The 21,647-nt window shown below is 54.8% G+C and carries 26 protein-coding genes; 25 read left to right on the top strand and 1 reads right to left on the bottom strand.

Annotated features, from left to right (window positions below; genetic code table 11):
- Positions 1 to 23: 23 nt before the first annotated feature.
- The 13 genes from hisC (at position 24) to G5B47_RS03455 (ending at position 10,996) form a co-directional block, all read left to right on the top strand.
- Complete coding sequence (hisC, locus tag G5B47_RS03520) at positions 24 to 1,121, top strand: histidinol-phosphate transaminase (RefSeq protein WP_165094388.1); 1,098 nt, start codon at positions 24 to 26, stop codon at positions 1,119 to 1,121.
- A gap of 45 nt (positions 1,122 to 1,166) precedes the next feature.
- Positions 1,167 to 2,261, top strand: coding sequence for a prephenate dehydrogenase (locus tag G5B47_RS03515; RefSeq protein WP_165094386.1), 1,095 nt, complete (start codon positions 1,167 to 1,169; stop codon positions 2,259 to 2,261).
- A 555-nt stretch (positions 2,262 to 2,816) separates the two neighbouring features.
- Entirely contained in the window at positions 2,817 to 3,413 is a 597-nt protein-coding gene (locus G5B47_RS03510; protein WP_165094384.1) for an RNA polymerase sigma factor, read from the top strand.
- Positions 3,410 to 4,003, top strand: coding sequence for an anti-sigma factor (locus G5B47_RS03505; protein ID WP_165094381.1), 594 nt, complete (start codon positions 3,410 to 3,412; stop codon positions 4,001 to 4,003). Before G5B47_RS03510 ends, G5B47_RS03505 begins: the two co-directional genes overlap by 4 nt.
- A 174-nt stretch (positions 4,004 to 4,177) precedes the next feature.
- Positions 4,178 to 4,765 carry a histidine phosphatase family protein gene (locus G5B47_RS03500; protein ID WP_165094378.1) on the top strand — a complete coding sequence of 196 codons (588 nt, stop codon included), beginning with the start codon at positions 4,178 to 4,180 and terminating at the stop codon, positions 4,763 to 4,765.
- Between the two features lie 90 nt (positions 4,766 to 4,855).
- Positions 4,856 to 5,944 carry a hypothetical protein gene (locus G5B47_RS03495; protein ID WP_165094376.1) on the top strand — a complete coding sequence of 363 codons (1,089 nt, stop codon included), beginning with the start codon at positions 4,856 to 4,858 and terminating at the stop codon, positions 5,942 to 5,944.
- 369 nt (positions 5,945 to 6,313) lie between these two features.
- The gene (locus G5B47_RS03485) at positions 6,314 to 6,493 is read left to right on the top strand and encodes an IDEAL domain-containing protein (protein WP_025335563.1); all 180 of its coding nucleotides are present in this window, start codon (positions 6,314 to 6,316) and stop codon (positions 6,491 to 6,493) included.
- Positions 6,494 to 6,561: 68 nt separating this feature from the next.
- Positions 6,562 to 6,990, top strand: coding sequence for a DUF2487 family protein (locus tag G5B47_RS03480; protein ID WP_165094374.1), 429 nt, complete (start codon positions 6,562 to 6,564; stop codon positions 6,988 to 6,990).
- Between the two features lie 198 nt (positions 6,991 to 7,188).
- Positions 7,189 to 7,743, top strand: a complete 555-nt coding sequence (locus G5B47_RS03475; RefSeq protein ID WP_165094372.1) for a QcrA and Rieske domain-containing protein — start codon at positions 7,189 to 7,191, stop codon at positions 7,741 to 7,743.
- A gap of 6 nt (positions 7,744 to 7,749) precedes the next feature.
- Positions 7,750 to 8,421, top strand: a complete 672-nt coding sequence (gene qcrB / locus G5B47_RS03470) for a menaquinol-cytochrome c reductase cytochrome b subunit (protein ID WP_025335560.1) — start codon at positions 7,750 to 7,752, stop codon at positions 8,419 to 8,421.
- 28 nt (positions 8,422 to 8,449) lie between these two features.
- On the top strand, positions 8,450 to 9,325 hold the full coding sequence (locus tag G5B47_RS03465) for a c-type cytochrome (RefSeq protein ID WP_165094370.1): 876 nt from the start codon (positions 8,450 to 8,452) through the stop codon (positions 9,323 to 9,325).
- 119 nt (positions 9,326 to 9,444) lie between these two features.
- Positions 9,445 to 10,038, top strand: a complete 594-nt coding sequence (locus G5B47_RS03460; RefSeq protein WP_165095438.1) for a DUF1405 domain-containing protein — start codon at positions 9,445 to 9,447, stop codon at positions 10,036 to 10,038.
- Between the two features lie 55 nt (positions 10,039 to 10,093).
- A complete protein-coding gene (locus G5B47_RS03455; protein ID WP_165094368.1) occupies positions 10,094 to 10,996 on the top strand; it encodes a sporulation protein YpjB in 903 nt (300 codons plus the stop codon).
- 143 nt (positions 10,997 to 11,139) lie between these two features.
- Here the strand turns inward: G5B47_RS03455 and G5B47_RS03450 are convergent, their stop codons facing one another.
- Positions 11,140 to 12,009 carry a YitT family protein gene (locus tag G5B47_RS03450; protein ID WP_165094366.1) on the bottom strand — a complete coding sequence of 290 codons (870 nt, stop codon included), beginning with the start codon at positions 12,007 to 12,009 and terminating at the stop codon, positions 11,140 to 11,142.
- A gap of 173 nt (positions 12,010 to 12,182) precedes the next feature.
- Here G5B47_RS03450 and G5B47_RS03445 point away from each other — a divergent pair, with 173 nt between their 5' ends.
- From G5B47_RS03445 to G5B47_RS03390, 12 genes are all read left to right on the top strand, one after another.
- The gene (locus tag G5B47_RS03445) at positions 12,183 to 12,512 is read left to right on the top strand and encodes a nucleotide pyrophosphohydrolase (RefSeq protein WP_025335555.1); all 330 of its coding nucleotides are present in this window, start codon (positions 12,183 to 12,185) and stop codon (positions 12,510 to 12,512) included.
- A 43-nt stretch (positions 12,513 to 12,555) separates the two neighbouring features.
- Positions 12,556 to 13,077, top strand: a complete 522-nt coding sequence (locus tag G5B47_RS03440; protein ID WP_165094364.1) for a tetratricopeptide repeat protein — start codon at positions 12,556 to 12,558, stop codon at positions 13,075 to 13,077.
- Between the two features lie 34 nt (positions 13,078 to 13,111).
- Entirely contained in the window at positions 13,112 to 13,915 is an 804-nt protein-coding gene (gene dapB / locus G5B47_RS03435) for a 4-hydroxy-tetrahydrodipicolinate reductase (protein WP_165094362.1), read from the top strand.
- 15 nt (positions 13,916 to 13,930) lie between these two features.
- A complete protein-coding gene (gene mgsA / locus G5B47_RS03430; protein ID WP_025335552.1) occupies positions 13,931 to 14,350 on the top strand; it encodes a methylglyoxal synthase in 420 nt (139 codons plus the stop codon).
- Positions 14,347 to 15,042 carry a bacillithiol biosynthesis deacetylase BshB1 gene (bshB1, locus tag G5B47_RS03425; protein ID WP_165094360.1) on the top strand — a complete coding sequence of 232 codons (696 nt, stop codon included), beginning with the start codon at positions 14,347 to 14,349 and terminating at the stop codon, positions 15,040 to 15,042. The genes mgsA and bshB1 overlap by 4 nt, the downstream gene beginning before the upstream one ends.
- Positions 15,043 to 15,118: 76 nt before the next feature.
- The gene (gene bshA / locus G5B47_RS03420) at positions 15,119 to 16,273 is read left to right on the top strand and encodes an N-acetyl-alpha-D-glucosaminyl L-malate synthase BshA (protein ID WP_165094357.1); all 1,155 of its coding nucleotides are present in this window, start codon (positions 15,119 to 15,121) and stop codon (positions 16,271 to 16,273) included.
- 17 nt (positions 16,274 to 16,290) lie between these two features.
- On the top strand, positions 16,291 to 17,589 hold the full coding sequence (locus G5B47_RS03415) for a CCA tRNA nucleotidyltransferase (protein ID WP_407945205.1): 1,299 nt from the start codon (positions 16,291 to 16,293) through the stop codon (positions 17,587 to 17,589).
- Positions 17,561 to 18,352 carry a biotin--[acetyl-CoA-carboxylase] ligase gene (locus G5B47_RS03410; RefSeq protein ID WP_165094355.1) on the top strand — a complete coding sequence of 264 codons (792 nt, stop codon included), beginning with the start codon at positions 17,561 to 17,563 and terminating at the stop codon, positions 18,350 to 18,352. Before G5B47_RS03415 ends, G5B47_RS03410 begins: the two co-directional genes overlap by 29 nt.
- 332 nt (positions 18,353 to 18,684) lie before the next feature.
- On the top strand, positions 18,685 to 19,554 hold the full coding sequence (panB, locus tag G5B47_RS03405; RefSeq protein ID WP_165094352.1) for a 3-methyl-2-oxobutanoate hydroxymethyltransferase: 870 nt from the start codon (positions 18,685 to 18,687) through the stop codon (positions 19,552 to 19,554).
- A complete protein-coding gene (panC, locus tag G5B47_RS03400) occupies positions 19,554 to 20,444 on the top strand; it encodes a pantoate--beta-alanine ligase (protein ID WP_165094349.1) in 891 nt (296 codons plus the stop codon). Before panB ends, panC begins: the two co-directional genes overlap by 1 nt.
- On the top strand, positions 20,437 to 20,820 hold the full coding sequence (gene panD / locus G5B47_RS03395; RefSeq protein ID WP_165094346.1) for an aspartate 1-decarboxylase: 384 nt from the start codon (positions 20,437 to 20,439) through the stop codon (positions 20,818 to 20,820). The genes panC and panD overlap by 8 nt, the downstream gene beginning before the upstream one ends.
- A gap of 116 nt (positions 20,821 to 20,936) precedes the next feature.
- Positions 20,937 to 21,578, top strand: coding sequence for a tetratricopeptide repeat protein (locus G5B47_RS03390; protein WP_165094343.1), 642 nt, complete (start codon positions 20,937 to 20,939; stop codon positions 21,576 to 21,578).
- Positions 21,579 to 21,647 lie beyond the last annotated feature (69 nt).

Here is a 21,647-nt window from a genome sequence, read left to right as displayed (position 1 = left end):
TTTACTGAGAGAGAGGACCGCTCATGAAGCCGAAACCCCATATCGTTAACCTTCCGGTATACAAGCCGGGCAAGCCCATAGAAGAAGTGAAGAAGGAATACGGACTGGACGAGGTCATTAAGCTGGCCTCCAATGAGAATCCGTACGGTTCCTCGCCGAGCGCCAAAGCCGCAATACAGGCCGAGCTTGATCAGCTCAGCCTGTATCCCGACGGTTCAGCCGCCGAATTGTCCGCCGCACTGGCCGCCCATTTGGGGGTCAACGCGGACAATATCATTTTCGGCTGCGGCTCGGACGAGATTATTGCGCTGATCGCCCGCGCTTTCTTCCTTCCGGGCGACGAGACGATCATGGCCGACCAGACCTTCTCCGTATACAAGAGCAATGCGGATATCGAAGGGGCGGTCAGCATCGAAGTGCCGCTTGTACAGGGCACCCATGATCTGGATGGGATGCTCGCCCGCGTGACCGATAAGACGAAGGTCATCTGGGTCTGCAATCCGAACAACCCGACAGGGACGATTGTGTCTGAATCGGCGCTGACGGCTTTCCTTGATGCGGTCCCGGACCGCGTTATGGTTGTGCTTGACGAAGCGTATTACGAGTATGCTACCGATTCGTCCTACTCCAACGGCATCAAGCTGCTGGATCGTTACCCCAACCTTGTCGTGCTGCGGACATTCTCCAAAATTTACGGGCTGGCCGCCCTGCGGATTGGTTACGGTGTCGCCAGTCCTGAAATTATTACGCTGATCAACCAGGTGCGCGAACCGTTCAACACCTCGCGTCTTGCTCAGGCTGCGGCTCTCGCGGCGCTGGGAGACCGGGACTATGTTGAAGAATGCCGGCGCCTTAACAGCGCGGGGCTCGTGCAGCTGCAGGATGAATTCAAGCGGCTGGGGCTGGAATACTTCCCGTCGCAGGGGAACTTCATTATGGTTGACGTCCGCGTGCCGGCGTTCGATATTTTCGAACTGCTGCTTCGCAAAGGTATCATCGTAAGAGCCGGGCACCGCCTTTATCCTACCTGGATCCGGGTTACGGTCGGATCGCAGGAGCAGAACAAGGTCTTTATTCAGGCTTTGGAGGCCGCGCTCCAAGAGCAGGGCGTTCAGGCATAGCACCGGCCTGGCAAGGAATATACAGAAGGCGAGTTGTTCAAATACATGACGACTAAGATTGCAATTTTCGGCGTCGGGCTGATTGGGGGTTCCCTTGCCCTTTGCTTCAAGGGCAGGGAAGGCTTCAGCGTTGTGGGACATGCCCACCGCCCGGAATCTGCTGAGAAATATGTGAGCAGAGGCGTAGTCGACAGTGCGACGCTGTTATTTGAAGAGGCGGCGCTGGACGCCGATTTTATTTTTTTATGCGTTCCGGTTGGAATGCTGGAGGATTATCTCCTCAGGCTGAGCAAGCTGCCGCTGAAGAAGGGCTGCATTATCACCGATGTCGGCAGCACCAAGGCGAGCATCGCGGTCTGCGCGTCTTCGCTTGATCTGCAGGACGTTCATTTTATCGGCGGTCATCCGATGGCCGGATCGGAACGTTCCGGCGTTGAAGCGGCCTCGTCGCTGCTGTTCGAGAACGCCTATTATGTGCTGACTCCGCCGCCGGGCGTACCCGAAGAGGCGTATGAGTCGCTCAAGGCACTTCTGGTACATACAAGAGCGCAAATCGTGCGGCTGGACCCGCAGCGGCATGATGAGATTGTCGGAGCGATCAGCCATTTGCCTCATATCATTGCCGTGGCGCTTGTTAACCAGGTTCACGGTTACGATTCTGACGACTCGCTTTACAGCACGTTGGCTGCGGGCGGTTTCCGCGACATAACGCGGATCGCATCGAGTGAGCCTGTAATCTGGCGGGATATTCTGCTGAATAATCGCGAGGTAATGCTTAAACTGCTCAAGGACTGGAATGAAGAGGTGTCTTCCTTCGTACAGCTGCTGGAGAACGCCGACGGCGAAGGGATCGAGGAGGCGTTCAAGGAAGCGAACGGATTCCGCGGCAAGCTGCCCGAGCGGCGCAAGGGAATGATTACCCCGCTGTTCGACCTGCATATCGACGTTCCCGACCACCCCGGCATTATCGGACGGATTGCCACGGAGCTGGGCGATCAAGGCATCAACCTGAGCAACGTGCAAATTATCGAGAGCCGGGAGGACGTTCCGGGCATTATGCGCCTGTCCTTCCGTCAGGAATGCGATATGGAGCGGGCCAAAGCGCTGCTGCAGCGGCGTGATTACACAGTGTATGTATAGCAATAGAGCAAGGCCGGGCGAATGCCCGGCTTTTTTATGTAACCCTCAATCAGTCCAATCCATCCAAAAAACAAAAAAATAGACCGCTTTCAAAAGCGGCCCTTGCTCATTTAGAGCTTAGTATTTGGATAGGAGTGGAGAGAAACCATACTGTACTTTTATTATATGTATCCGTTTACATTTTGTCAACGCTTTCACGAAAAAAATTAGTTCAGTATTTATAGGCCCCGTTTGGCATATCAAAATCCTGCTTTGCAGCTGGGTGCAGGCAAGCCCATTTTTTGTCGAATAGGGTTATCTTTATAGAAGTTTCCATCCCTCATCCGTCTATTCATGTCACCGTTAACCGAAATGTGGTACAATAGGTAAGTATTTTTGTAGATTTGCCGATAGAATAATATATTAAGCTTAAAAATAGCCGTCCTGAATATACATATAAACCGGTATGAAAATCGGATCTTTTTTTCAGAACAACCGCAACTTTTTTGGACCCGTTCGGTAATAATGATTACGGACGGGATATGACGTGCTATGGCGAGGAGGAAACGCCCAACCATGACGGATTCCCAGTTAATCCAGCTGATCAAGCAGGGAAATACCGAACTTTATTCAGAACTCATGCGACGTTACCAACGCAAAATCCTGGCATTTATCTATCATATGCTAAAAAATTCCCAGATGGAGCTCATCGCTGAAGATCTCTGTTCCGAAACATTCTACAAAGCTTTTCGCAGCCTTCATTCCTTTCGTGAAGTTGACGCTTCCTTTTCCACATGGCTTTACACGATCGCCCGTAATACCGTGCTCAGCGAGCTTCGGAAGAACCGCTTAGGCAATGTGTCGCTTGAAGAAAGCGGTTATACGCCGGTCGCGCCGTTGGAAGTGGCGCCGGAGCAAGCCGTACTGCGCAATGAACGGATGAATCTCGTGCGCAAAGCGATCAACAATCTTCCGGAAAAACAGAGGTCCGCGCTGATATTGCGGGAGTATGACCAAATGGATTATCAGGAGATCGCGACCATTCTCGATCAGAGCGTAAGCTCGGTCAAATCGTTGTTGTTCCGCGCCAGAAGCAGCGTGAAGCTGCAGCTTGAGTCCTATTTCTACGAACCTGCTTATGTTGAACAGCCTGAGAGGATGAAAAGCCAATGAACTGTAGAGAAGCGCAGAATTTGATTCCGCTTCTTTGGGATGCTCCCCCGGGCAATTTGGAGCGCATCGCTTTATTGCAGCATATCTCGCAGTGCTCCTATTGCACGGCCGAATGGGAGATGTGGGAAGAAAGCAGCCGTATGATCCAGGACATAAAGTCCGAGGTCAGCGAGGAACGCGCCGAGGCAGTCAATGCGCGCGTGATGGAACGAATTTACCTGGAAAGCCCCTGGCTGATGCCCGGGGACGGCAAGTCGCCCGGCAGGCCCGGAATCTTCCGGCGGCGGATCAGCCTGTGGATCGCCTGCTTTCTTGCGATATTCCTGTGCAGTTTTCTGTATTTTACATTGGTGCAGACACCGGACAACACCACTATGGCGAAGAGCGGAATCGTACCGACCGGGGTCGCCGGAGCGACTGGCGATTGGCAGTCCGTCTATCCCGTTGAATCCGGCGGCAGCCAGATTGTCGAGCCGCTCGTCGTAAGCATGGGACCAACCCATCCGCAGTACTGGATGGTGCTGTCGATGCTGGGAATCGCCCTGTCCATCTTTTCGTTAACCCGGCTCAACCGGTACCGCAGGCATTGAAGAAGCTCTCTTGAACAATCAAGGGGGCTTTTTTGATAATATCAGAAAATATAAACTTCAAAGACGCCGTCAGGCGTTTCTTCTTGTGTCCGCAGCCTGTCAAAAAAGAAGACATTTAAGCTTATCCATGGTACAGTAAGAAAAAATATATACGGAAAAGGATGGGAGTTACTTATGTTGATGGGCTTGATACGCCATGGCCAGACCGATTGGAACGCAGCCGGCAGGATTCAAGGACAAAGTGATATCCCGCTCAACAGCGAAGGGCGCAGACAAGCGGAGATGCTGGCGGAGCGCCTGCTGCATGAACCTTACCGCTGGGATTATTGCATCACGAGCAATCTTTCCCGGGCGGAAGAAACGGGGAGAGTTATTGCCGGCCGGCTCGGGCTTCCGCTGCTTGAGGCAGACGAGCGTATCAGAGAACGCGCATACGGACAGGTAGAGGGGCTTACGGCCGCCGAGCGCGAAGCGAGATGGGGAAAGGACTGGGCTTGTCAGGAATTCGGCCAGGAGAAGGATGAACAGCTTCAGGCGCGGGCGCTTGCCTTTATGGGAGATTTATCCGCGAAGCATCCGGACAAGAACGTGCTTGTCGTGTCGCATGGAGGGCTGCTGGCCCAGCTCTATGCCGCGCTGTACAAGAACAGATATTCCGAGCGGATCGGAAATCTGTCCCTTACCATTTTGGAGAAGAAAGAGAAGGAATGGAACCCTCTGCTGTACAACTGTACCCGACATATCCTGCAAAATCAGCGTTAACCCGGTGGCCTCGGGTTATTTTTTTTGCGAAAAATGGAATAAAAAAAGCCAGTAATCCCATAATGGTATTAAAACAGCGAGGCGATGAATATGAATCTGGCGGATATGCTCAGCTTTGCGGACATGAACCAGCTGACGGCTATAGCAGGCCGTTACCGCTGCGAATGCAAGCAAAATTCCAAGCAGGACCTCATTCAGACGCTGCTCTACACGCTTGGAAGCAAAGATTTTATGGAGGCCCAGGTAAGGGAATATTCACAGCAAGATTTGCGCTTCCTGAATGCGCTGCTGTTTGACGAAAGAAGCTATCTTACACTAGAGGATTTACTTGCCGCAGCAAGGGCGGCGTCATTCGATACTCCGGCCGGACAGAACGGAGGCTACCGCGATACCGTGGCCCGGTTCAAGAACGGAGGCTGGCTCTTTAACGGAACTTCCCAGCAATCCAGGTACTTGTTTCAAGTTCCGAAGGATTTGAAAGAACGTTTCCGGGATCGGATGGCGGCGCGGCTTAAGGAGGGAGTGGAGCCTGGCGGAGAGCCCGATATGTACAGGGAGGAGGGCGACCTCGCCGCAGCAGATTTGCAAGCGCTCCTGCGCTTTGTAGGGCAAGACGAGCCGGAGCTGAATCTGGAAGGAGCCATGTATAGAAGGTGCCAGCAGATGCTGATGAACAGCCTGCATATCCCCGAACCGCTTCTGACGAAAGGCGGCTGGCGCTTCGGGTACGGCAGAGCCTGCGAGCATTATCCGCCAAGGCTGGCCCTCTTGTACGACTTTGCCCGCCATCGGCGGTGGATTGCGGAGGACGGGCAGCGGCTTAGATTGACGAGTACGGGCGCGGCGGTTTTGGAAGAAGCAAAATACGAATCACTGATGCAGATTTTCTCCTTTTGGTTAAGACTTTATAAAGGCGCTATTCCAAACCTTCCATCACTCGTATACTGGATTGGCGTGTGCGCGGACGAATGGGTGACGGTTAAATCTTTGGAACATGCGCTGGGCTGGCTGATCAAGCCGTTCTATTACGATGATGCTGGTTCAATTCTGGAAAAACGCATTCTGCGTATGATGCTGCATCTGGGAATGCTGCGAGCGGGCGAAGCGGCTTCAGGCCCCGTCGTTAAAATGACGAATTGGGGAATGGAAATGGCGCAATCCAAACAGCTGCTCCTGTAGAGAGCAGAGGAGCTTTGCAAGGCCGCATCACCGGGGGAGCAAGACTTCCCATTGATGCTAAACTAAAGGGGGAAAGTGCTTGCGGATTGCGTATGGGACCTACATACCGCAGCTTCATCCGTCCATCTATATGGCTATAGGAGCAAAACTCATAGGTGATGTAAAATTTGCGCAGCATAGGCAGAGGAACATTAATCGGAATGGGCGCCATTCTGTGAACAGAGCAGAGATTGGTGAATATGCTTTAGTAGGAGCCGGTTAAATTGTAACCGAAAACAAAAAATCCCCCTACACCCTTTCCCTCGGATCTCCGGCCATGGTCGTACGGGAAAGAATATGGAACAACATAAACAGCGGAGGTGTATTCGAATGGACAAAATGAAGGCAACCTATGAGGTGATGTTAGGGCTCGCGGCAGAAATGGTGTGGGACGAAGCGCTGCGCAAGCGCCGGTGCGCCATCTTGTACCGTGAGATTGACACGGCGCTGGCTACCGGTGACGAGGTTGCATTCCGAAACCTGACAGAAGAACTGAAAAGTTTGGCATAGAAGAGATGCGCTTCGCGGCGCACCTCTTTTTTTGCGGAAATCAAATAACGGCGAGAGGCGGGGGCAGGATGAAATTCAGCGATTTCGACAAGGGCAGCTGGGAAGAGAACGGAAAATTTTATGATACATGTCTCATTCCTTTTTCTGGATTGACGGGAAAGGAATCGCCTCCGCAAACGGCCGAGTGGCTGGAACGTCTTCGCGACTCCATCGATCTGGTGGAACGCCCTTTTAAGGGACGTATCGTGGTATATCCCGCCGTGCAATATGATGGTATTGGGAAAATCGATATTATAAATGAAATATGTCACAATATCAAATCCAATAATTTCCGGTTTGCCATCGTGCTTGACGGAGTGGGAAGTCTTACTCGGGATATCATTTTTGAAAGCGATTTAATCATTGCCGTTAAAGACTTTTTCGGGGATAATAAAGATAAGGGAATGGCGCTTTTTATGCAAAAAATCCAGCAGATGTGGGAAGGAAATATGAACTGAAAATGTGACTGAAAATCGACAATGCAGTTGGTGTTGAACTGTTGTCTATTCGTTCTCCCTGACGATGTTATTGACGGGTATGGGCTGCTAAGCTATGATTAGGTTGAATGGATATAAATGTTATTTTTATCATTGTAAACGTATTAATTGTTCTTTCGAGCGCTTTCCCAAATCCGATCAAGGGGGGTAAACGCAGATATGAGCAGCCATGAAGAGCACCAGAATCATCCGAACAATAAGCCGCCCGGGCGCAAAGAAATGTCCCGCAGACAGTTTTTAACCTACACCCTCGGAGGAGCCTCCGCTTTTATGGGAGTGGGCGCCGTCCTTCCGATGATCCGTTTCGCCGTGGACCCTATACTACATAAGAAGGGCGAGGGAGAGTTTATCAAAGTCGCGGAAGAATCCAAAATCACGGGCGAGCCGCAGGAATTCCATTTTGAGCTCAAGCAGCAGGACGGATGGTATGCCAGTACGGCGACGCTGACGGCATGGATCCGCAAAAACGAGCGAGGAGAAATTTATGCGCTTTCACCGATCTGTAAGCACTTGGGCTGCACGGTCGGATGGAACAATAACAAGGCTACGCCCGATGAATTTCATTGCCCATGTCATGGCGCACGTTACACCAAGGCGGGCAAGAATCTGGCCGTAGCGCCGAAGCCGCTCGATCAGTACAAGACGAAAATTGAGAATGGCTGGGTATACCTGGGCGATATTGTGTCCAATACCGAGGCCGCCAAGGAGGCGTAACCGCCGATGTTTAAAAATGTCTATAACTGGATTGACGAACGTTTGGACATTACACCCATCTGGAGGGATGTCGCCGATCACGAGGTGCCTGAGCATGTCAACCCGGCCCATCATTTTTCCGCATTCGTCTACTGCTTCGGCGGTCTGACTTTTTTCATTACCGTCATTCAGATTCTGTCCGGCATGTTTCTGACAATGTATTACGTCCCCGATATTATCAACGCTTACGCCAGCGTCGAATATTTGCAGACCAAGGTCGCCTTTGGACAAATCGTCCGGGGCATGCATCACTGGGGGGCAAGTCTGGTTATCGTCATGATGTTCCTGCACACGATGCGGGTCTTTTTTACAGGCTCCTATAAGGCGCCCCGGGAGATGAACTGGGTGGTCGGGATGCTTATATTTTTCGTGATGCTTGGACTGGGACTTACCGGGTATTTGCTGCCTTGGGACAATAAATCGTATTTCGCCACAAAAGTCACACTGGAAATCGCCAACTCCGTGCCCGTGCTGGGTCCGGTGCTCAAGGAGCTGATGCAGGGCGGCAATATTGTCGGAGCCGAGACGCTGACGAGATTTTTCGCTCTTCATGTATTCTTCCTCCCGGCGGTGCTGCTTATTCTGCTCGTGGGACATTTCGTCATGATCCGCAGACAAGGCATTTCGGGCCCGCTGTAACGGCATCCGAAGGAGAGGAGGACATAAGGTGGCACATAAAGACAGCTCCAAGGAAAAAATTGTCTTCGTCGGCGATTCCAGGGTCAGGCGGGGAAACGGCTTTATCGCTCCTCCAGACTATTCCGCCTATCCCGGGAAATCGGAGGCGTTCATCCCGAACTTCCTGCTCAAAGAATGGATGGTTGGCGTTGTCGTCTTGGTCGGGATTCTCGTGCTGACGATTTCGGAGCCTGCGCCCCTTGGCTTTCCCGCCAATCCCGGCGCGACGGTGATTCCGGTCCCGGACTGGTATTTTCTGTTTCTGTACCAATACCTCAAGCTGCCTTACGCCTCCGGTGATTATATCGTCCTTGGAACGATGGGTGTTACGGGCGTCGCTTTCGGCTCCCTTTTGCTGGCCCCTTTTCTGGATACGGGCAGAGAACGCAGGTTCTACCGCAGACCGATTGCTTCATCGCTCATGTTCCTGTCCCTGATCTCCATCATCTATTTGACGAACTCGGCGTGGACGGAGTATAAACATGAAATGGCGGCAACCGGCCAGGTGCCCGAACATGTGCAGCGTGAGGAGAAGGCGGCCGAGAACCGGGCGAAGGGACTGCCGACAAGCAGCGCCGTACAGGCAAAAGAGGTGGCGATCATAGACAAGGAAGATCCCGCCATGGCTGTCTATCAGAAGGCCGGCTGCGTGGCCTGCCATGCCGCCGACATGAAGGGAGCGGCCGGACCGTCGCTGCGCGGCATCGGCGACAAGCATGACAAGGCGGGCATTTTAACGATTATCAAGGAAGGGTACAATAACAAGATGCCTCCTATGTACGACACGGCCATCAATGCCGGGTTGACCGACAAGGATATTGACCAGCTAGCGGAATGGCTTGCGAAACAAAAAACCGAACAGTAAAATAGAGGAAAAAAGCATAACCTGATCGGGTCATACGGTCAGGTTTTTGCATGCTTTAGGGGAGGCCTGTCGTGTCGAGAGTAGGTAGGGAAGTGGACAAACTGTTTAACAACCGGGTAATGATTTGGCTGCTGCTTGCGGTCAATATTCCGGGAACCATTTATGGATACATATGGTATGGCAATCAATTGGCTTATACGGCCTCCCATTACCCGGGATGGCTGCTGCCGTTTGTGCCCGACAGCCCTACGGCAAGCCTGTTCTTTACGCTGGCGCTGATCTTCATGCTATATCCGCCCAAGACGGTGGCCGGGGTTACGGCAAGAGCGGTGATCGAGGCGCTGGCGGTTGTCACATCCGTCAAATACGGCATTTGGGCGGTCTCCATTATTGTAGCCGGCGGCTACCAGGGCGGTCCGGTCGATTGGCAGGACTGGATGCTGATGATTTCACATACCGGTATGGCGGTAGAGGCGCTGCTGTACGCCCGGTACTTTATTTGCCGGAAAATGATTCCGGTTGCGCTCCTGTGGACATTGCTAAATGATACCGTCGATTATTCCTACGGCGTTTATCCTTGGCTTCCCGCCACGCTCGAGGATGATGTGCTGCAGATCCAGATATTCACCATTGGCCTGACTCTCGTAAGCGCGTTAGCCGCCTGGCTCGTTTCGAGGGATGTCCGGCTGCGTCATCAGCGCACGGAGCCATGAGACGATGTTCTAACCCTTGTCCCTGCGCATACACATAAGGCAGGAGGGATGTCTCATGCTGCGCGGGAGGTATTGGGTGATGATGACGCTGCTCGCCTTGGTCTGCACGGCGGCAGCCGGATGGGATAGTGCAGGCGCTGCAGGCTACAACGAGGTTCTTCTGCCTGTGAGCAGATCGGTATCCGGTATGGCGGGTACGCCGGCGGAACCGACGCAGCCGTCTGTTGCGGCCAAAGCAAGCGCGCTGCAGCTGGAGAAGCAGGCGGAGGCGCTGTACGGTTACGTTACCGAAGGCAATATCAACAAAACAAGGGAAACAATCGATGCGATTTCCCGGTTGTTCGTCGCATCTTCTTTTGAAGGACTTACATCCGTTGAAGGAGTAAATGCGCTCTCCGGAGCGATTCTGGACATGAAAGCCGCCGCTTCGGCGGTCCAGCTCCAGCCGGAGCGGTGGGAGTTGGCCGCTGCAAGGCTCCGGCTGGCCGCCAACAGTCTGACCCATCCCCGTCAGCCGATGTGGCTTCAATATTATAAGCTCATCCTGGAGGATCTGAACGATATGGAACGCAGCGCGGCCGGCAGCGATCAGGCGGGCTGGAGAACGGCGGTTTCCCGTCTGCAGGAGCGTTACGATACGATTCGGCCGGCGGTCATTATTACCCGTAAGCCGGAAGAGGTCAACCGGTTCGATGCATGGCTCTCCTATGCTTCCGGGCTGGCGTCGGCTGCTCGTCCCCCGGGCAGGGAAGAGCTTATGGACGCTGTCTCGAACGGCCGGGAGGCCGCAAGGGTGATGTTCGGGAAAGAGAAGGATGAGCCGACCCTGTCTCTCCCTCTGGGTCCGAGGGAGTACGGCCTGGCCGGGTGGCTCGGAGCGGGATTTATTCTCGCGGCGCTGGCCTATACCGGATACAGAAAATACAGGGGAGAGAAAAGCCGCTGGAATCCGTACTGAATGAGCGGCGTTGACAAGACCGGCTTCGTTAATTCATAAGGCTCCAGAAATGAGCGCACAATCGAAACCAGCGGGACAGGGCGAGGATTCTTCCACGACCTGTCCCGCTGGTTTCGTTAACGAGATATATCCGCTCGAAAGCTTCATATTTCCCTGAAGCCTTCGCCCTGAACGTCGTGCACATCGCTGATAATGACGAACGCCCGGGGGTCGACCGATTTGACCAGTTGGCTGAGCCGCCGGATTTCCTGGCGGGAAACAACGCAGTAAACGGTATGCTTGGCCTGCTTCGAATAGGCGCCTATCGACGGGATCAAGGTGACGCCCCGCTCCAGGTCCCTGGTGATCAGCTCCGCGATTTCCTGCCCGAAGTCGCTGATAATTGTAAAAGCCTTGGCGGCATAAGCGCCTTCCTGGATAAAATCGATCACGCGGGAAGAAATAAAAACGGCAACCAGCGTATACAAAATCTTCTCTCTTGGGATATAGAGCAGGGAAGAGCCGATAATAACAACATCGATCACCAGAATGACCTGTCCCATGCTCCAGCCGAAACGCCGGCCGCATATGCGGGCCACGATATCGACGCCGCCAGTCGTGCCGCCGAACCGGAAAACAAGGCCGAGACCGAGTCCCAGTGTAACGCCTGCGTAGAGGGAAGCAAGAATAAAATCATGCTCCGTCTGGAAGGGCTCCACCCACCCAAGCGCGATTATCCGCTCGAATACCCACAGGAAGAAGGACAGTGATCCGATGCCGACACCGGTGTAGATGATTTGACGGCCGCCAAGCTCTTTCCAGCCAAGCAGGAACAGCGGAAGGTTAAGCAGCAGCGTGGTCAGAAACACCGGGATGTCGAAGCCATAATTCAGGAGAATGGTGATCCCGGTTACGCCGCCTTCCATAAGCTGATTGGGAATAATGAAGTAGAGCAGTCCAAAAGCGTACACCGCGGTCCCGAGCATAATCGGAGCGACCGTCTTGATGATTGAACTCAATTTTGCAGTATTCATGGAATCCTCCGTGAAGCCGTGATAACGGCAGTTTTTCTCCGCCAGCATGAAAGTATACCTATATAACAATCGCAAGGCGAGCAAAAAAGATTTGTCTTCAAAACGTCTTTACGATAACATAGGGGCAAACGAAAAGGCAATATGCGGCAGATCGAAAGGAGAGACGCCGGAATATGGAGAAAAGTCTCGCCGAAATACAGCGGGAAGTGGACGCTTACATTTCCCAGTTCAAGGAAGGCTACTTCAGTCCGTTATCGATGCTTGCGCGCATGTCCGAGGAAGTGGGGGAACTGGCCCGCGAAGTCAATCATTCTTATGGAGAGAAGCCGAAAAAGGCTGACGAGCCGGAAAATTCGATTGAGCTCGAGCTGGGCGATATCCTGTTCATCACCGTTTGCTTCGCGAACTCTCTCGGAATCGACTTGACGGAAGCCATGGACAAGGTCATGCGCAAATTCAATACCCGCGACGCGGACCGCTGGACGAAAAAAAACACCGATTAGGCGCCGCCGCATATGATGAATCATATGACGGAGGGTGGTACGTATGAGTCCCGGTGATTATGTGAAGGAAGCGTACCGCTGTATATTGCGAAGCGATTTCGAAGAAGCGATTCAATGCTTCGAAGCGGCGATTGCGGCCGACCCGAATGATCCGGAAGTCCGGTATCGCTGTTCAATCACTTACGCGCGCAGCGGTAAGCTCGAAAAAGCGGTCGAACATGCCAAGGCCGCGGTGAAGCTTGACGGCGCCAAGACGGATTACAGACTGCATTTGCAGCATTTGCAGGCCATGCTGCATGTTCAGGAAGCCAAACGGCTGCTGGAGGACGATATAAACGCTAGGAATAACCCATACCGGCCGATTACCTTGCTCAAAGAAGCGGTAAAGCTCGATCCGCTCTATGGGGATGCTTACGTATGGCTGGCCATTGCTTACAGCAGAATGAACGAGCATTTACCGGCAATTGCAGCGATGAAGGAAGTGATCGCGCTGCACCCGGACGATAACGGGTTAAAGGAATTAATGAAGGATCTGCAGAAATCGCTGCTAAAGTACATGCAGTAATCAACAGATGAAGAAAGCGGGGGTCAGAACGTACATGAATAATAAAATCAGAGTCGTTGTTTCGGGAGCAGGCGGCCGGATGGGCAGAGAAGTCGTCAAGCTGGTTCTTCAGGATGAAGATCTGACGCTTGCGGCCGCTGTGGACCGTTCGCTGCATGACATTGACGCGGGGCGGCTGGTAGGCCTGCCTGAAGCGGGAGTAACGGTTACCGGGGACCTCGAAGCCGCTTTGGCGGCGGGCGACGCGGACGTGCTCGTCGATTTCACGACACCTCAATCGGCTTATGCCAATACAGCGTTGTCCATCAAATACGGGGTAAGACCGGTTATCGGAACGACCGGATTTACTCCGGAGCAGATAGAAGAACTGGACAAGCAGTGCCAGGAACAGGGAATCGGCGGCCTGATCGCCCCGAATTTCTCGATCGGGGCCATTCTGATGATGAAGTTTGCCGCCCAGGCAGCAAAATACTTTCCTCATCTTGAGATTATTGAGTATCATGGAGATCAGAAGCTGGATGCTCCTTCCGGCACGTCGATCAAGACGGCCGAGATGATTGCCGAGGCGCGGGAAGAACTGCGTCAGGGCAACCCGCAGGAAGAGGAAGTTATTGAGGGCGCCCGCGGAGGCTATTATAACGGGTTCCGGATTCACAGCGTCCGGCTGCCGGGCGTTTTTGCACAGCAGGAGGTCGTGTTCGGCAGCTTCGGCCAGACGCTGAAGATCCGCCACGATTCCTACGAGCGTGCGGGATATATGCCCGGGGTGAAGCTGGGCATCGAGAAGGTTATGGGTTATACGGGTTTGATTTACGGATTTGACCACTTTATCGAATAGACAGGGGAGAAACCGATGAAGATTGCATTTATTGCGCATGACCGCAAGAAAGATGAAATGGTTAATTTTGTAACAGCATATGAGCATGTGTTCCAGGGACATGAAATGTATTCGACCGGCACGACCGGGCAGAGAATTATGGAAGCGACCCAGCTTAAAATTAATCGCTTTATGTCGGGCCCGCTTGGGGGCGATCAGCAGATCGGCGCGCTTGTTGCGCAGGACGAGCTGGACCTTATTATCTTCCTGCGGGACCCGCTGATGGCCCAGCCGCATGAACCGGATATCTCCGCTCTGCTGCGGCTGTGCGATGTGTACGGCATTCCAGTGGCTACCAATATCGCAACCGCGGAAATCCTGGTCAAAGCGATCGACCGGGGCGATTTCGCTTGGCGGGATCTGGTACACAAGTACAAGCCGGGAGTCGACGAATGAAACTCGACATTCTTGTGTTCGGCGCCCATGCCGATGACGCGGAGATCGGCATGGCCGGTACGATTGCGAAGCATACGGCAGCCGGGCTTAAGGTCGGGCTTTGCGACCTGACCGCCGCGGAAATGTCCTCCAATGGCACGCCCAAGATCCGCAAAGAGGAAGCCGCCCGGGCCGCCTCTGCGCTCGGCGTATCATCGCGCACCAACTTGGGCCTTCCCGACAGGGGACTGCGCCTGACCGAAGACCAGATTTGGGCTGTGACGGCGGAAATCCGCCGCTCCTCGCCCGATATCGTGTTCGCTCCCTACTGGGAAGACCGCCATCCCGACCATGTCGCCTGCGGCAGGCTTGTGGAAGAGGCGGTTTTTAATGCGAAGCTTCGGCGGTATATGCCGGCGCTGAAGGCGGTTCCGGCTCCGCAGCTCTATTTTTACTTCATTAATGATTTGGGGCGTACGGATCTTGTTGTCGATGTGTCCGAAACCTATGAAGCGAAGGAATCGGCTCTATCCGCTTACCGCTCCCAGTTTCAAAAGACGCCGGGCGATGATGTCGTAGCGACACCGCTCAACGACGGTTATATCGAACGGGTCCGCTCAAGAGATATGCTGCTCGGACAGCGGAGAGGATTTTCTTTGGCCGAGGGCTTCGCTACCAAAGTTCCTTATGCGGTAGATTGGTTCAAAAGATAAGAAACAGTGACGAAAGGCGCCCGCAAGCAGCGGATAAGCGCTGACCAATCAGTCAATAAATAAAGGAGACGGACATATGGACCGGTTGTTGAAAATAGGCATTACCTGTTATCCGTCTCTAGGCGGCTCCGGTGTAGTGGCTACGGAGCTGGGAAAGCTGCTGGCCGAAAAAGGTCATGAGGTTCATTTCATTACGCACAGCATTCCGTTCCGTTTGGGGACGTTTCAGAAAAATATTTTTTATCACGAGGTTGAAGTCAACGACTATTACGTATTCCGTTACCCGCCTTATGATCTTGCTCTGGCGACCAAAATGGCCCAGGTAGCCAAGATGGAGAAGCTGGATCTTCTTCATGTGCATTATGCGGTTCCCCATGCCGTCTGTGCTTTTCTTGCGAAGCAGATGGTTGGCGGCGATGGGGTCAAGGTGGTCACAACGCTCCACGGCACGGATATTACGGTGCTGGGCCAGGACGAATCGCTCAGGGATCTGATCCGGCTCGGCATCAATGAGAGCGACGCGGTGACTGCGGTATCGCAGGACCTGATCAATGAGACGCGGCGGGTGCTGGATATTACAAGCGAAATCGACCTGACCTACAATTTTGTGGATAAAAGAGTCTATTATCCCCGGGACGTTTCCGACCTGCGTGGGGATTTCGCGTCCCCGGATGAAAAAATATTGATGCACATCTCCAATTTTCGTCCGGTCAAGCGAGTTGGGGATGTGGTGGATATCTTCGACAAGGTTGCAAAGAAAATTCCTTCCCGTCTCCTGCTTGTGGGCGAGGGCCCGGAGCTCCCGAAGATTCAGGCCAAGATCGCGGAAATGGGTCTGGAGGACAAGGTGCGGTTTCTCGGGAAGCAGGATGAGATCGCCCAGGTCATATCGCTTGCGGATGTGCTCTTGCTTCCTTCGGAAAAAGAGAGCTTCGGACTGGTTGCTCTGGAAGCGATGGCCTGCGGCGTGCCGACGATCGGCTCGCAGGCCGGGGGCATACCCGAGCTGGTGATGCATGGCGAAACCGGATTTCTGGCGCCGATCGGCGATACGGCCGCCATGGCGGAATATGCCGTCCGTCTGCTGACCGACGAGGCTTTGGCCCGTAATATCCGCAAAGCCTGTCTGGAGCGCGCGCGAGAGGATTTCTGCAACGACGCCATTACGGATCAATACGAAAGCATTTATTACCGTGTGCTGGACCGCAAGACCGCGAACACGGTCTGCTAAAGATTGGAGCTTGAGTGATGATGAACTGGAAGATGGCCGATCCCCTGATGGCCGAGGCTGCGGGCCGGATCATGGTCCGCCTAACCGAAGCGGGACATGAAGCGTACTGGGTCGGGGGCTGTATACGCGACGAGCTGCTCGGGCGTCCAGTTAACGACATGGACATTACGACCTCGGCCCGGCCGGAATCGGTCATGTCGCTCTTTCCAAAATGTGTGCCTACCGGCCTCCAGCATGGGACCGTTACCGTTCTGGAGGCCGGTTTCCCGTTTGAAGTGACGACCTATCGGACCGAGAGCGGCTACGCCGATCACCGCCGTCCGGAGAACGTCGTCTTCGTTAAGGATGTCAAAGAGGATCTTCGCCGACGTGATTTTACGATCAATGCGATCTGCATGGGTCTTGACGGAGCGCTGATCGACCCATTCGGCGGGGCGGAGGACCTGCGCCGCCGGCTGATCCGCTGCGTCGGCACCGCGGAGGAGCGCTTTGACGAGGACGCGCTCCGCATGCTCCGCTGCGTGCGGTTCGCGTCCACGCTGGACTTCCGCGTCGCGAAGAATACGTGGCGCGGTCTCCTGCGCCGCCGGGACGGGCTGGCGCATATCGCCGTGGAGCGCGTCTTTGCTGAGCTGACGCGCATCGTGGAAGGCCCCAGGCCCTTACGCGGCCTGGGGATGCTTGCGCGCAGCGGCCTGCTGGCGCGCGGAAAAGCCCCGTTCCCCTGGACGGGCGAAAGACTTGCGGCCGCTGCCGCCAGTCTCGCCTCCATAGGGGAACTGGAGAGCGCCCTCCTGCGGTGGGCGCTGCTCCTCCATGCCCTGGGCATCCCGGCCGCCAAGGCCGAGGCGGTGCTGCGGGCATGGACGTTCCCGGGGGCGACGCGGCGCGGCGTCGCCCAGGTGCTGCGGTTCCGCGAGGCGTGGACCGCAGCGGCGGAGGCGGGGCCGGAGGATGGCCCCGCGGACTTCCGGCGGCGATTCCTCGCCGCCGTGCTGGCCTTCGGCGCGGACGCCGCCGAAGGGTGGCTGACGCTGCTGACCGCCCTGCCTGGCGGCGGCCCGGGCGCCGGGCACGCCTTGGCCGCCCGGCGGTGGCTGCGCGAGATGCCCGTCCGCGAGCTGGCCGATCTGGCCGTGACGGGCAGCGATTTGGCGTCCGCTCTGGACAAGCGCCCGGGCCCGTGGCTGGGGCAGCTGCTTCAGCAGCTGCTGCTGGCCGCGGCAGCGGGTGACGTGTTCAACGATAGGGCGGCCCTGATTACGATAGCGAAAAGGATGAATCAACATGAGCACGAAGAAGATGCGGGCCGCTGAAGCAGACGGCCTGCGGGACCCGGATTGGGCCGGTAGGCTGCACCGTATGGATACGGTGGTCTCGACCCAGGAGGAAGCGAAGCGGCTGGCGGAGAGCGGCGCGCTGGAAGGAACGGCCGTCATGGCCGAGGAGCAGATCGGCGGACGGGGACGCATGGGCCGAAAATGGCATTCCCCCAAAGGCAAGGGCATCTGGATGAGCGTCGTCTTGCGACCGGCCATTCCGCTGCAGTCTACGCCCCAGCTGACGCTTCTGGCCGGCGTCGCCGTCTGCACGGCCATCCGGAAGATGACCGGGGTTGAAGCGGGCATTAAATGGCCGAACGATCTTCTGGCTGGCGGGCGGAAGCTGTGCGGCATTTTGATTGAATCGAATGTCGGGCCGGGAGGCCTTCAATATGCAATTGCCGGGATCGGCATCAGCGCCAATCTGTCGGAGGAAGACTATCCGGCGGAGCTTAAGGAAATAGCGACCTCGCTGCTGATCGAAGGCGGAGTGCCGGTTGACAGAGTGAAGCTGGCCGGGGAAGTGCTGCGGGAGCTGAAAATCCACTACGAATTGTACCTGGAGCAGGGATTTGGACCGATTGCCCGTTTATGGGAGGAGCAGTCAGTTACTCTGGGCCGGAGGATTGGCCGGAAGACCCAACAGGGCTGGCTTGAAGGCACGGCAATCGGACTAGGTGAAGATGGCGGACTGCTGCTTCGGGACGATAACGGGACGGTGACGAGTGTCTGTTCCGGCGAAATTGTCCTTATTTAGACAAAGGATTCCATTCCTTGTCATATTTTTATCGTGTAATTATGCGGTGAATTTGTTATACTGTTCGCAAGAGGCGGTATCGGTTAGACGAACTGCACTCTTGGAATGGTGAGACGGAATGCCTCTTTCTTATGAGGAAGGCGCAGGATGTTTCTTCTTGTAACTGTAGTGAACGGTTACGTTGGATTCTGCTCAGAGCCGCAAGGACCGAGACAGAAGGGACGATCGCGAGTGACTCTTTTTTGCCCTTCGGACCTTTTTAGCGGATACGCTAAAAGGTTTTTTTGTTTGCGCTGATAGAGGCGCGGTGACTCGCAAAAGGGGAAAAGGGAATGGCTGAGAAACAGGCACTGAATATTGTGAAAATGAAAAAAATGAAGGCGGAAGGCGTGCCGCTGAGCATGCTGACGGCGTACGACTATCCTTCGGCCCGTCTGGCTGAAGAAGCTGGCGTCGACGTGATCCTCGTCGGCGATTCGCTCGGCAACGTTGTTCTTGGATATGATTCGACGCTGCCTGTAACCATCGACGATATGGTCTATCATACGCGGGCGGTTGCAAGGGGAGCGGAGCATACCTTCATTGTGGCGGATCTGCCGTTTATGACGTATCACGGCAGCATTGACGAAAGTCTGCGCAACGTGCGCCGTCTGATGCAAGAAGGGCATGCCCATGCGGTAAAAATGGAAGGCGGGCTCGAAATTTGCGGAACCGTGTCATCCATCGTTTCCGCGGGCGTGCCGGTGCTGGGCCATATCGGCCTAACGCCGCAATCGGTGAATACGATCGGCGGGTACCGGGTGCAGGGCAAGGACGCCAGGGACGCACAGCGTCTGATGGACGAGGCGAAGGCGCTGGAGAAGGCGGGAGCGTTCGGCATCGTGCTGGAGCTCGTCACTGAGGAAGTGGCGGAGGCCATCACGCGGGAGCTTTCCATACCGACCATCGGAATCGGTGCGGGCCGTTATTGCGATGGGCAGGTGCTCGTGTACCATGATGTGCTGAAATATGCTTCGCCATACAGGGAGAAGCGTTTTGTGAAGACATACGCCGATGTGGGCGGCATCATCCGCGAAGCGCTCGGCGAGTATGTCAAGGAAGTCAAACAGCGTGCCTTCCCAGCAGCAAACCACGCGTTTGGTGCGGATGAAGGTGTGCTGGAATCACTGTACGGCGCAGCCGGAAAAGGAGCGAGATCATAATGAGAGTTGTTAGAACGGTAGAACAGCTTCGGGAAGCCGCCTTATTTATGCGGGGTGCGGGCCAAGGCCCCGTCGGACTTGTGCCTACGATGGGCTATCTTCATGATGGTCACGCCAGTCTGCTGCGCCGTGCGGGCGAAATATGCGGCACGGTAGTCATGAGCATCTTTGTCAATCCGATTCAATTCGGACCGAATGAGGATTACGAGGCCTATCCGCGCGATGAGCGGCGGGATCTGGAGCTCGCGGAACGCGAAGGCGCGGATATTGTGTTTATTCCGGCGGTAGAGGAGATGTATCCCCGGGAAATCCGCAGCAAAATCGTAGTCTCGTCGCTTACAACAAGATTGTGCGGCGCCTCGCGTCCGGGCCATTTTGACGGAGTGACGACGGTGGTTGCCAAGCTGTTCAATATGGTTCAGCCCGACTATGCCTTTTTTGGACTGAAGGACGCCCAGCAGGTGGCGGTGCTTCGGCAGATGGTCGACGATTTGAACATGAATGTGAAGATTGTTCCCTGTCCCATCGTACGCGAAGCAGACGGACTTGCGCTCAGCTCCCGTAATGTCTATTTATCGGCCGAAGAGCGCCAACAGGCGCTGGTGCTGTCCCGTTCGCTCCGGGAAGCTCACAGTGCTGTGGAAGAAGGCCGCGTCGCTACAACCGATGAAGTGCGGGAGCTGCTGAAATCCGTTATTTCAAGCTCGCCGCTTGCCGATATTGATTACGCGGAGATCCTGACCTTTCCGCAGCTTGAACCGCTGGAAGGGAATTTCCCGCTCGTAGAGGCCGAAGGAGAAATTATCATGGCGCTGGCGGTCCGGTTCGGCCGCACCCGTCTGATCGACAATTTAATCTTTACGCCGAAGGAGGTCGCAGCCCTTGTTTAGACATATGATGAAATCCAAAATTCACCGGGCGACGGTAACCGAAGCCAATTTGAACTACGTCGGCAGCATTACGATCGATGAGGATCTGATGGAAGCCGCCGATCTGCTGGAGAACGAAAAGGTGCAGATTGTGGACAACAACAACGGTTCGCGTCTGGAGACTTATGTTATACCGGGCCCGCGCGGCAGCGGCGTCATTTGTCTGAACGGTGCAGCGGCAAGACTTGTGCAGCCCGGCGATACGGTCATTATTATTTCCTATGCGATGCTTTCTCATGAAGAGCTTGAACATCACAAGCCGACGGTCGTTTTTGTGGATGAGAACAATCGTCCGGTCAAGCTTGAAAATAAGGAGCTTCACGCGACGATTGCCTGATCCCGTCATAACGCGGGCATGCAATCACTGCCACGCATGAAAGAGCGTCCTCAGGCGAACAATGAATTCAGGCAAGCTGCACTGATCTCATTGTTCCAAAAGGAGGGATGGCTCCCGTGTTTCAACAGATGTTTGCCGAAATGAACGTGATGCTTTCCGATATCGCCAAACAATGGCCAGGAGCTCAGGGCATCCGGCGGCAAGAGCTGCTAGGCAAATACCGGATGCTCCGCAAGCTCAGCGATGAAGCGCTGGACGAATGGCTGGCTTTTGCGGAGGCGCTCAGTATGTTCCGTCAACATGCGGATCTTTCCGAGGAGACGGAGACAGAGCCGGCCGGAAGTGAAGTACCCGGGATTGAGATGGAGAATTTTGCGCGCGGCCAGGGATATTACAAGCTGCTGATGTATCCGAAATGCATCGAACAGTTCAGTACCGTTATCCTTCATTATCCCGACAACCTTGCGGCCCGGCTGTACCTTGCGATGTCCCATCTCCATCTGGGCAAAGCAGGCGAGGCTTGGGAACATTTGGAACACATGCTGCCCCTCGTTCAGAGCCGTAAGCTTAAAGCGCATCTCTATAACGCCATGGGCTGCATTGCTGCAGCTGGCCGGCGGTTCGGGGAAGCCAAGGAGCTGTTCAATTTGGCGCTGAAATATGATCCATCGTTTCAGGAACCCGGCCTCAATCTGGAGATTTGCCGGCGCGGCAGAGGCGAACTGCAGATCGGAAGTGAGCTGGCTTCTCTGCTTTAAATCTTGCGGTTATTTTTGGAGCGATGCAACTGCTGCTTTCGGCAGGGTGCATCGCCTTTTTTCGCAACT

It is taken from the genome of Paenibacillus apii (assembly GCF_011043685.1).
Taxonomy (GTDB): domain Bacteria; phylum Bacillota; class Bacilli; order Paenibacillales; family Paenibacillaceae; genus Paenibacillus_AQ; species Paenibacillus_AQ sabinae.
Note: the sequence above shows the minus strand (reverse complement) of the source record. Positions and strands in the feature narration are given on the sequence as shown.

Excerpts from the sequence above, each read along its gene's own strand:
- G5B47_RS03510 (WP_165094384.1), top strand. The coding sequence starts at position 2,817 with ATGACGGATTCCCAGTTAATCCAGCTGATCAAGCAGGGAAATACCGAA.
- qcrB (WP_025335560.1), top strand. The coding sequence starts at position 7,750 with ATGTTTAAAAATGTCTATAACTGGATTGACGAACGTTTGGACATTACA.
- G5B47_RS03415 (WP_407945205.1), top strand. The coding sequence starts at position 16,291 with ATGATGAACTGGAAGATGGCCGATCCCCTGATGGCCGAGGCTGCGGGC.
- G5B47_RS03480 (WP_165094374.1), top strand. The coding sequence starts at position 6,562 with ATGAAATTCAGCGATTTCGACAAGGGCAGCTGGGAAGAGAACGGAAAA.
- dapB (WP_165094362.1), top strand. The coding sequence starts at position 13,112 with ATGAATAATAAAATCAGAGTCGTTGTTTCGGGAGCAGGCGGCCGGATG.
- G5B47_RS03450 (WP_165094366.1), bottom strand. The coding sequence starts at position 12,009 with ATGAATACTGCAAAATTGAGTTCAATCATCAAGACGGTCGCTCCGATT.
- G5B47_RS03500 (WP_165094378.1), top strand. The coding sequence starts at position 4,178 with ATGTTGATGGGCTTGATACGCCATGGCCAGACCGATTGGAACGCAGCC.
- G5B47_RS03455 (WP_165094368.1), top strand. The coding sequence starts at position 10,094 with ATGCTGCGCGGGAGGTATTGGGTGATGATGACGCTGCTCGCCTTGGTC.
- G5B47_RS03410 (WP_165094355.1), top strand. The coding sequence starts at position 17,561 with ATGAGCACGAAGAAGATGCGGGCCGCTGAAGCAGACGGCCTGCGGGAC.
- G5B47_RS03475 (WP_165094372.1), top strand. The coding sequence starts at position 7,189 with ATGAGCAGCCATGAAGAGCACCAGAATCATCCGAACAATAAGCCGCCC.
- panB (WP_165094352.1), top strand. The coding sequence starts at position 18,685 with ATGGCTGAGAAACAGGCACTGAATATTGTGAAAATGAAAAAAATGAAG.
- G5B47_RS03485 (WP_025335563.1), top strand. The coding sequence starts at position 6,314 with ATGGACAAAATGAAGGCAACCTATGAGGTGATGTTAGGGCTCGCGGCA.
- G5B47_RS03505 (WP_165094381.1), top strand. The coding sequence starts at position 3,410 with ATGAACTGTAGAGAAGCGCAGAATTTGATTCCGCTTCTTTGGGATGCT.
- G5B47_RS03445 (WP_025335555.1), top strand. The coding sequence starts at position 12,183 with ATGGAGAAAAGTCTCGCCGAAATACAGCGGGAAGTGGACGCTTACATT.
- panC (WP_165094349.1), top strand. The coding sequence starts at position 19,554 with ATGAGAGTTGTTAGAACGGTAGAACAGCTTCGGGAAGCCGCCTTATTT.
- G5B47_RS03440 (WP_165094364.1), top strand. The coding sequence starts at position 12,556 with ATGAGTCCCGGTGATTATGTGAAGGAAGCGTACCGCTGTATATTGCGA.
- bshA (WP_165094357.1), top strand. The coding sequence starts at position 15,119 with ATGGACCGGTTGTTGAAAATAGGCATTACCTGTTATCCGTCTCTAGGC.
- G5B47_RS03515 (WP_165094386.1), top strand. The coding sequence starts at position 1,167 with ATGACGACTAAGATTGCAATTTTCGGCGTCGGGCTGATTGGGGGTTCC.
- G5B47_RS03495 (WP_165094376.1), top strand. The coding sequence starts at position 4,856 with ATGAATCTGGCGGATATGCTCAGCTTTGCGGACATGAACCAGCTGACG.
- bshB1 (WP_165094360.1), top strand. The coding sequence starts at position 14,347 with ATGAAACTCGACATTCTTGTGTTCGGCGCCCATGCCGATGACGCGGAG.
- G5B47_RS03460 (WP_165095438.1), top strand. The coding sequence starts at position 9,445 with ATGATTTGGCTGCTGCTTGCGGTCAATATTCCGGGAACCATTTATGGA.
- hisC (WP_165094388.1), top strand. The coding sequence starts at position 24 with ATGAAGCCGAAACCCCATATCGTTAACCTTCCGGTATACAAGCCGGGC.
- mgsA (WP_025335552.1), top strand. The coding sequence starts at position 13,931 with ATGAAGATTGCATTTATTGCGCATGACCGCAAGAAAGATGAAATGGTT.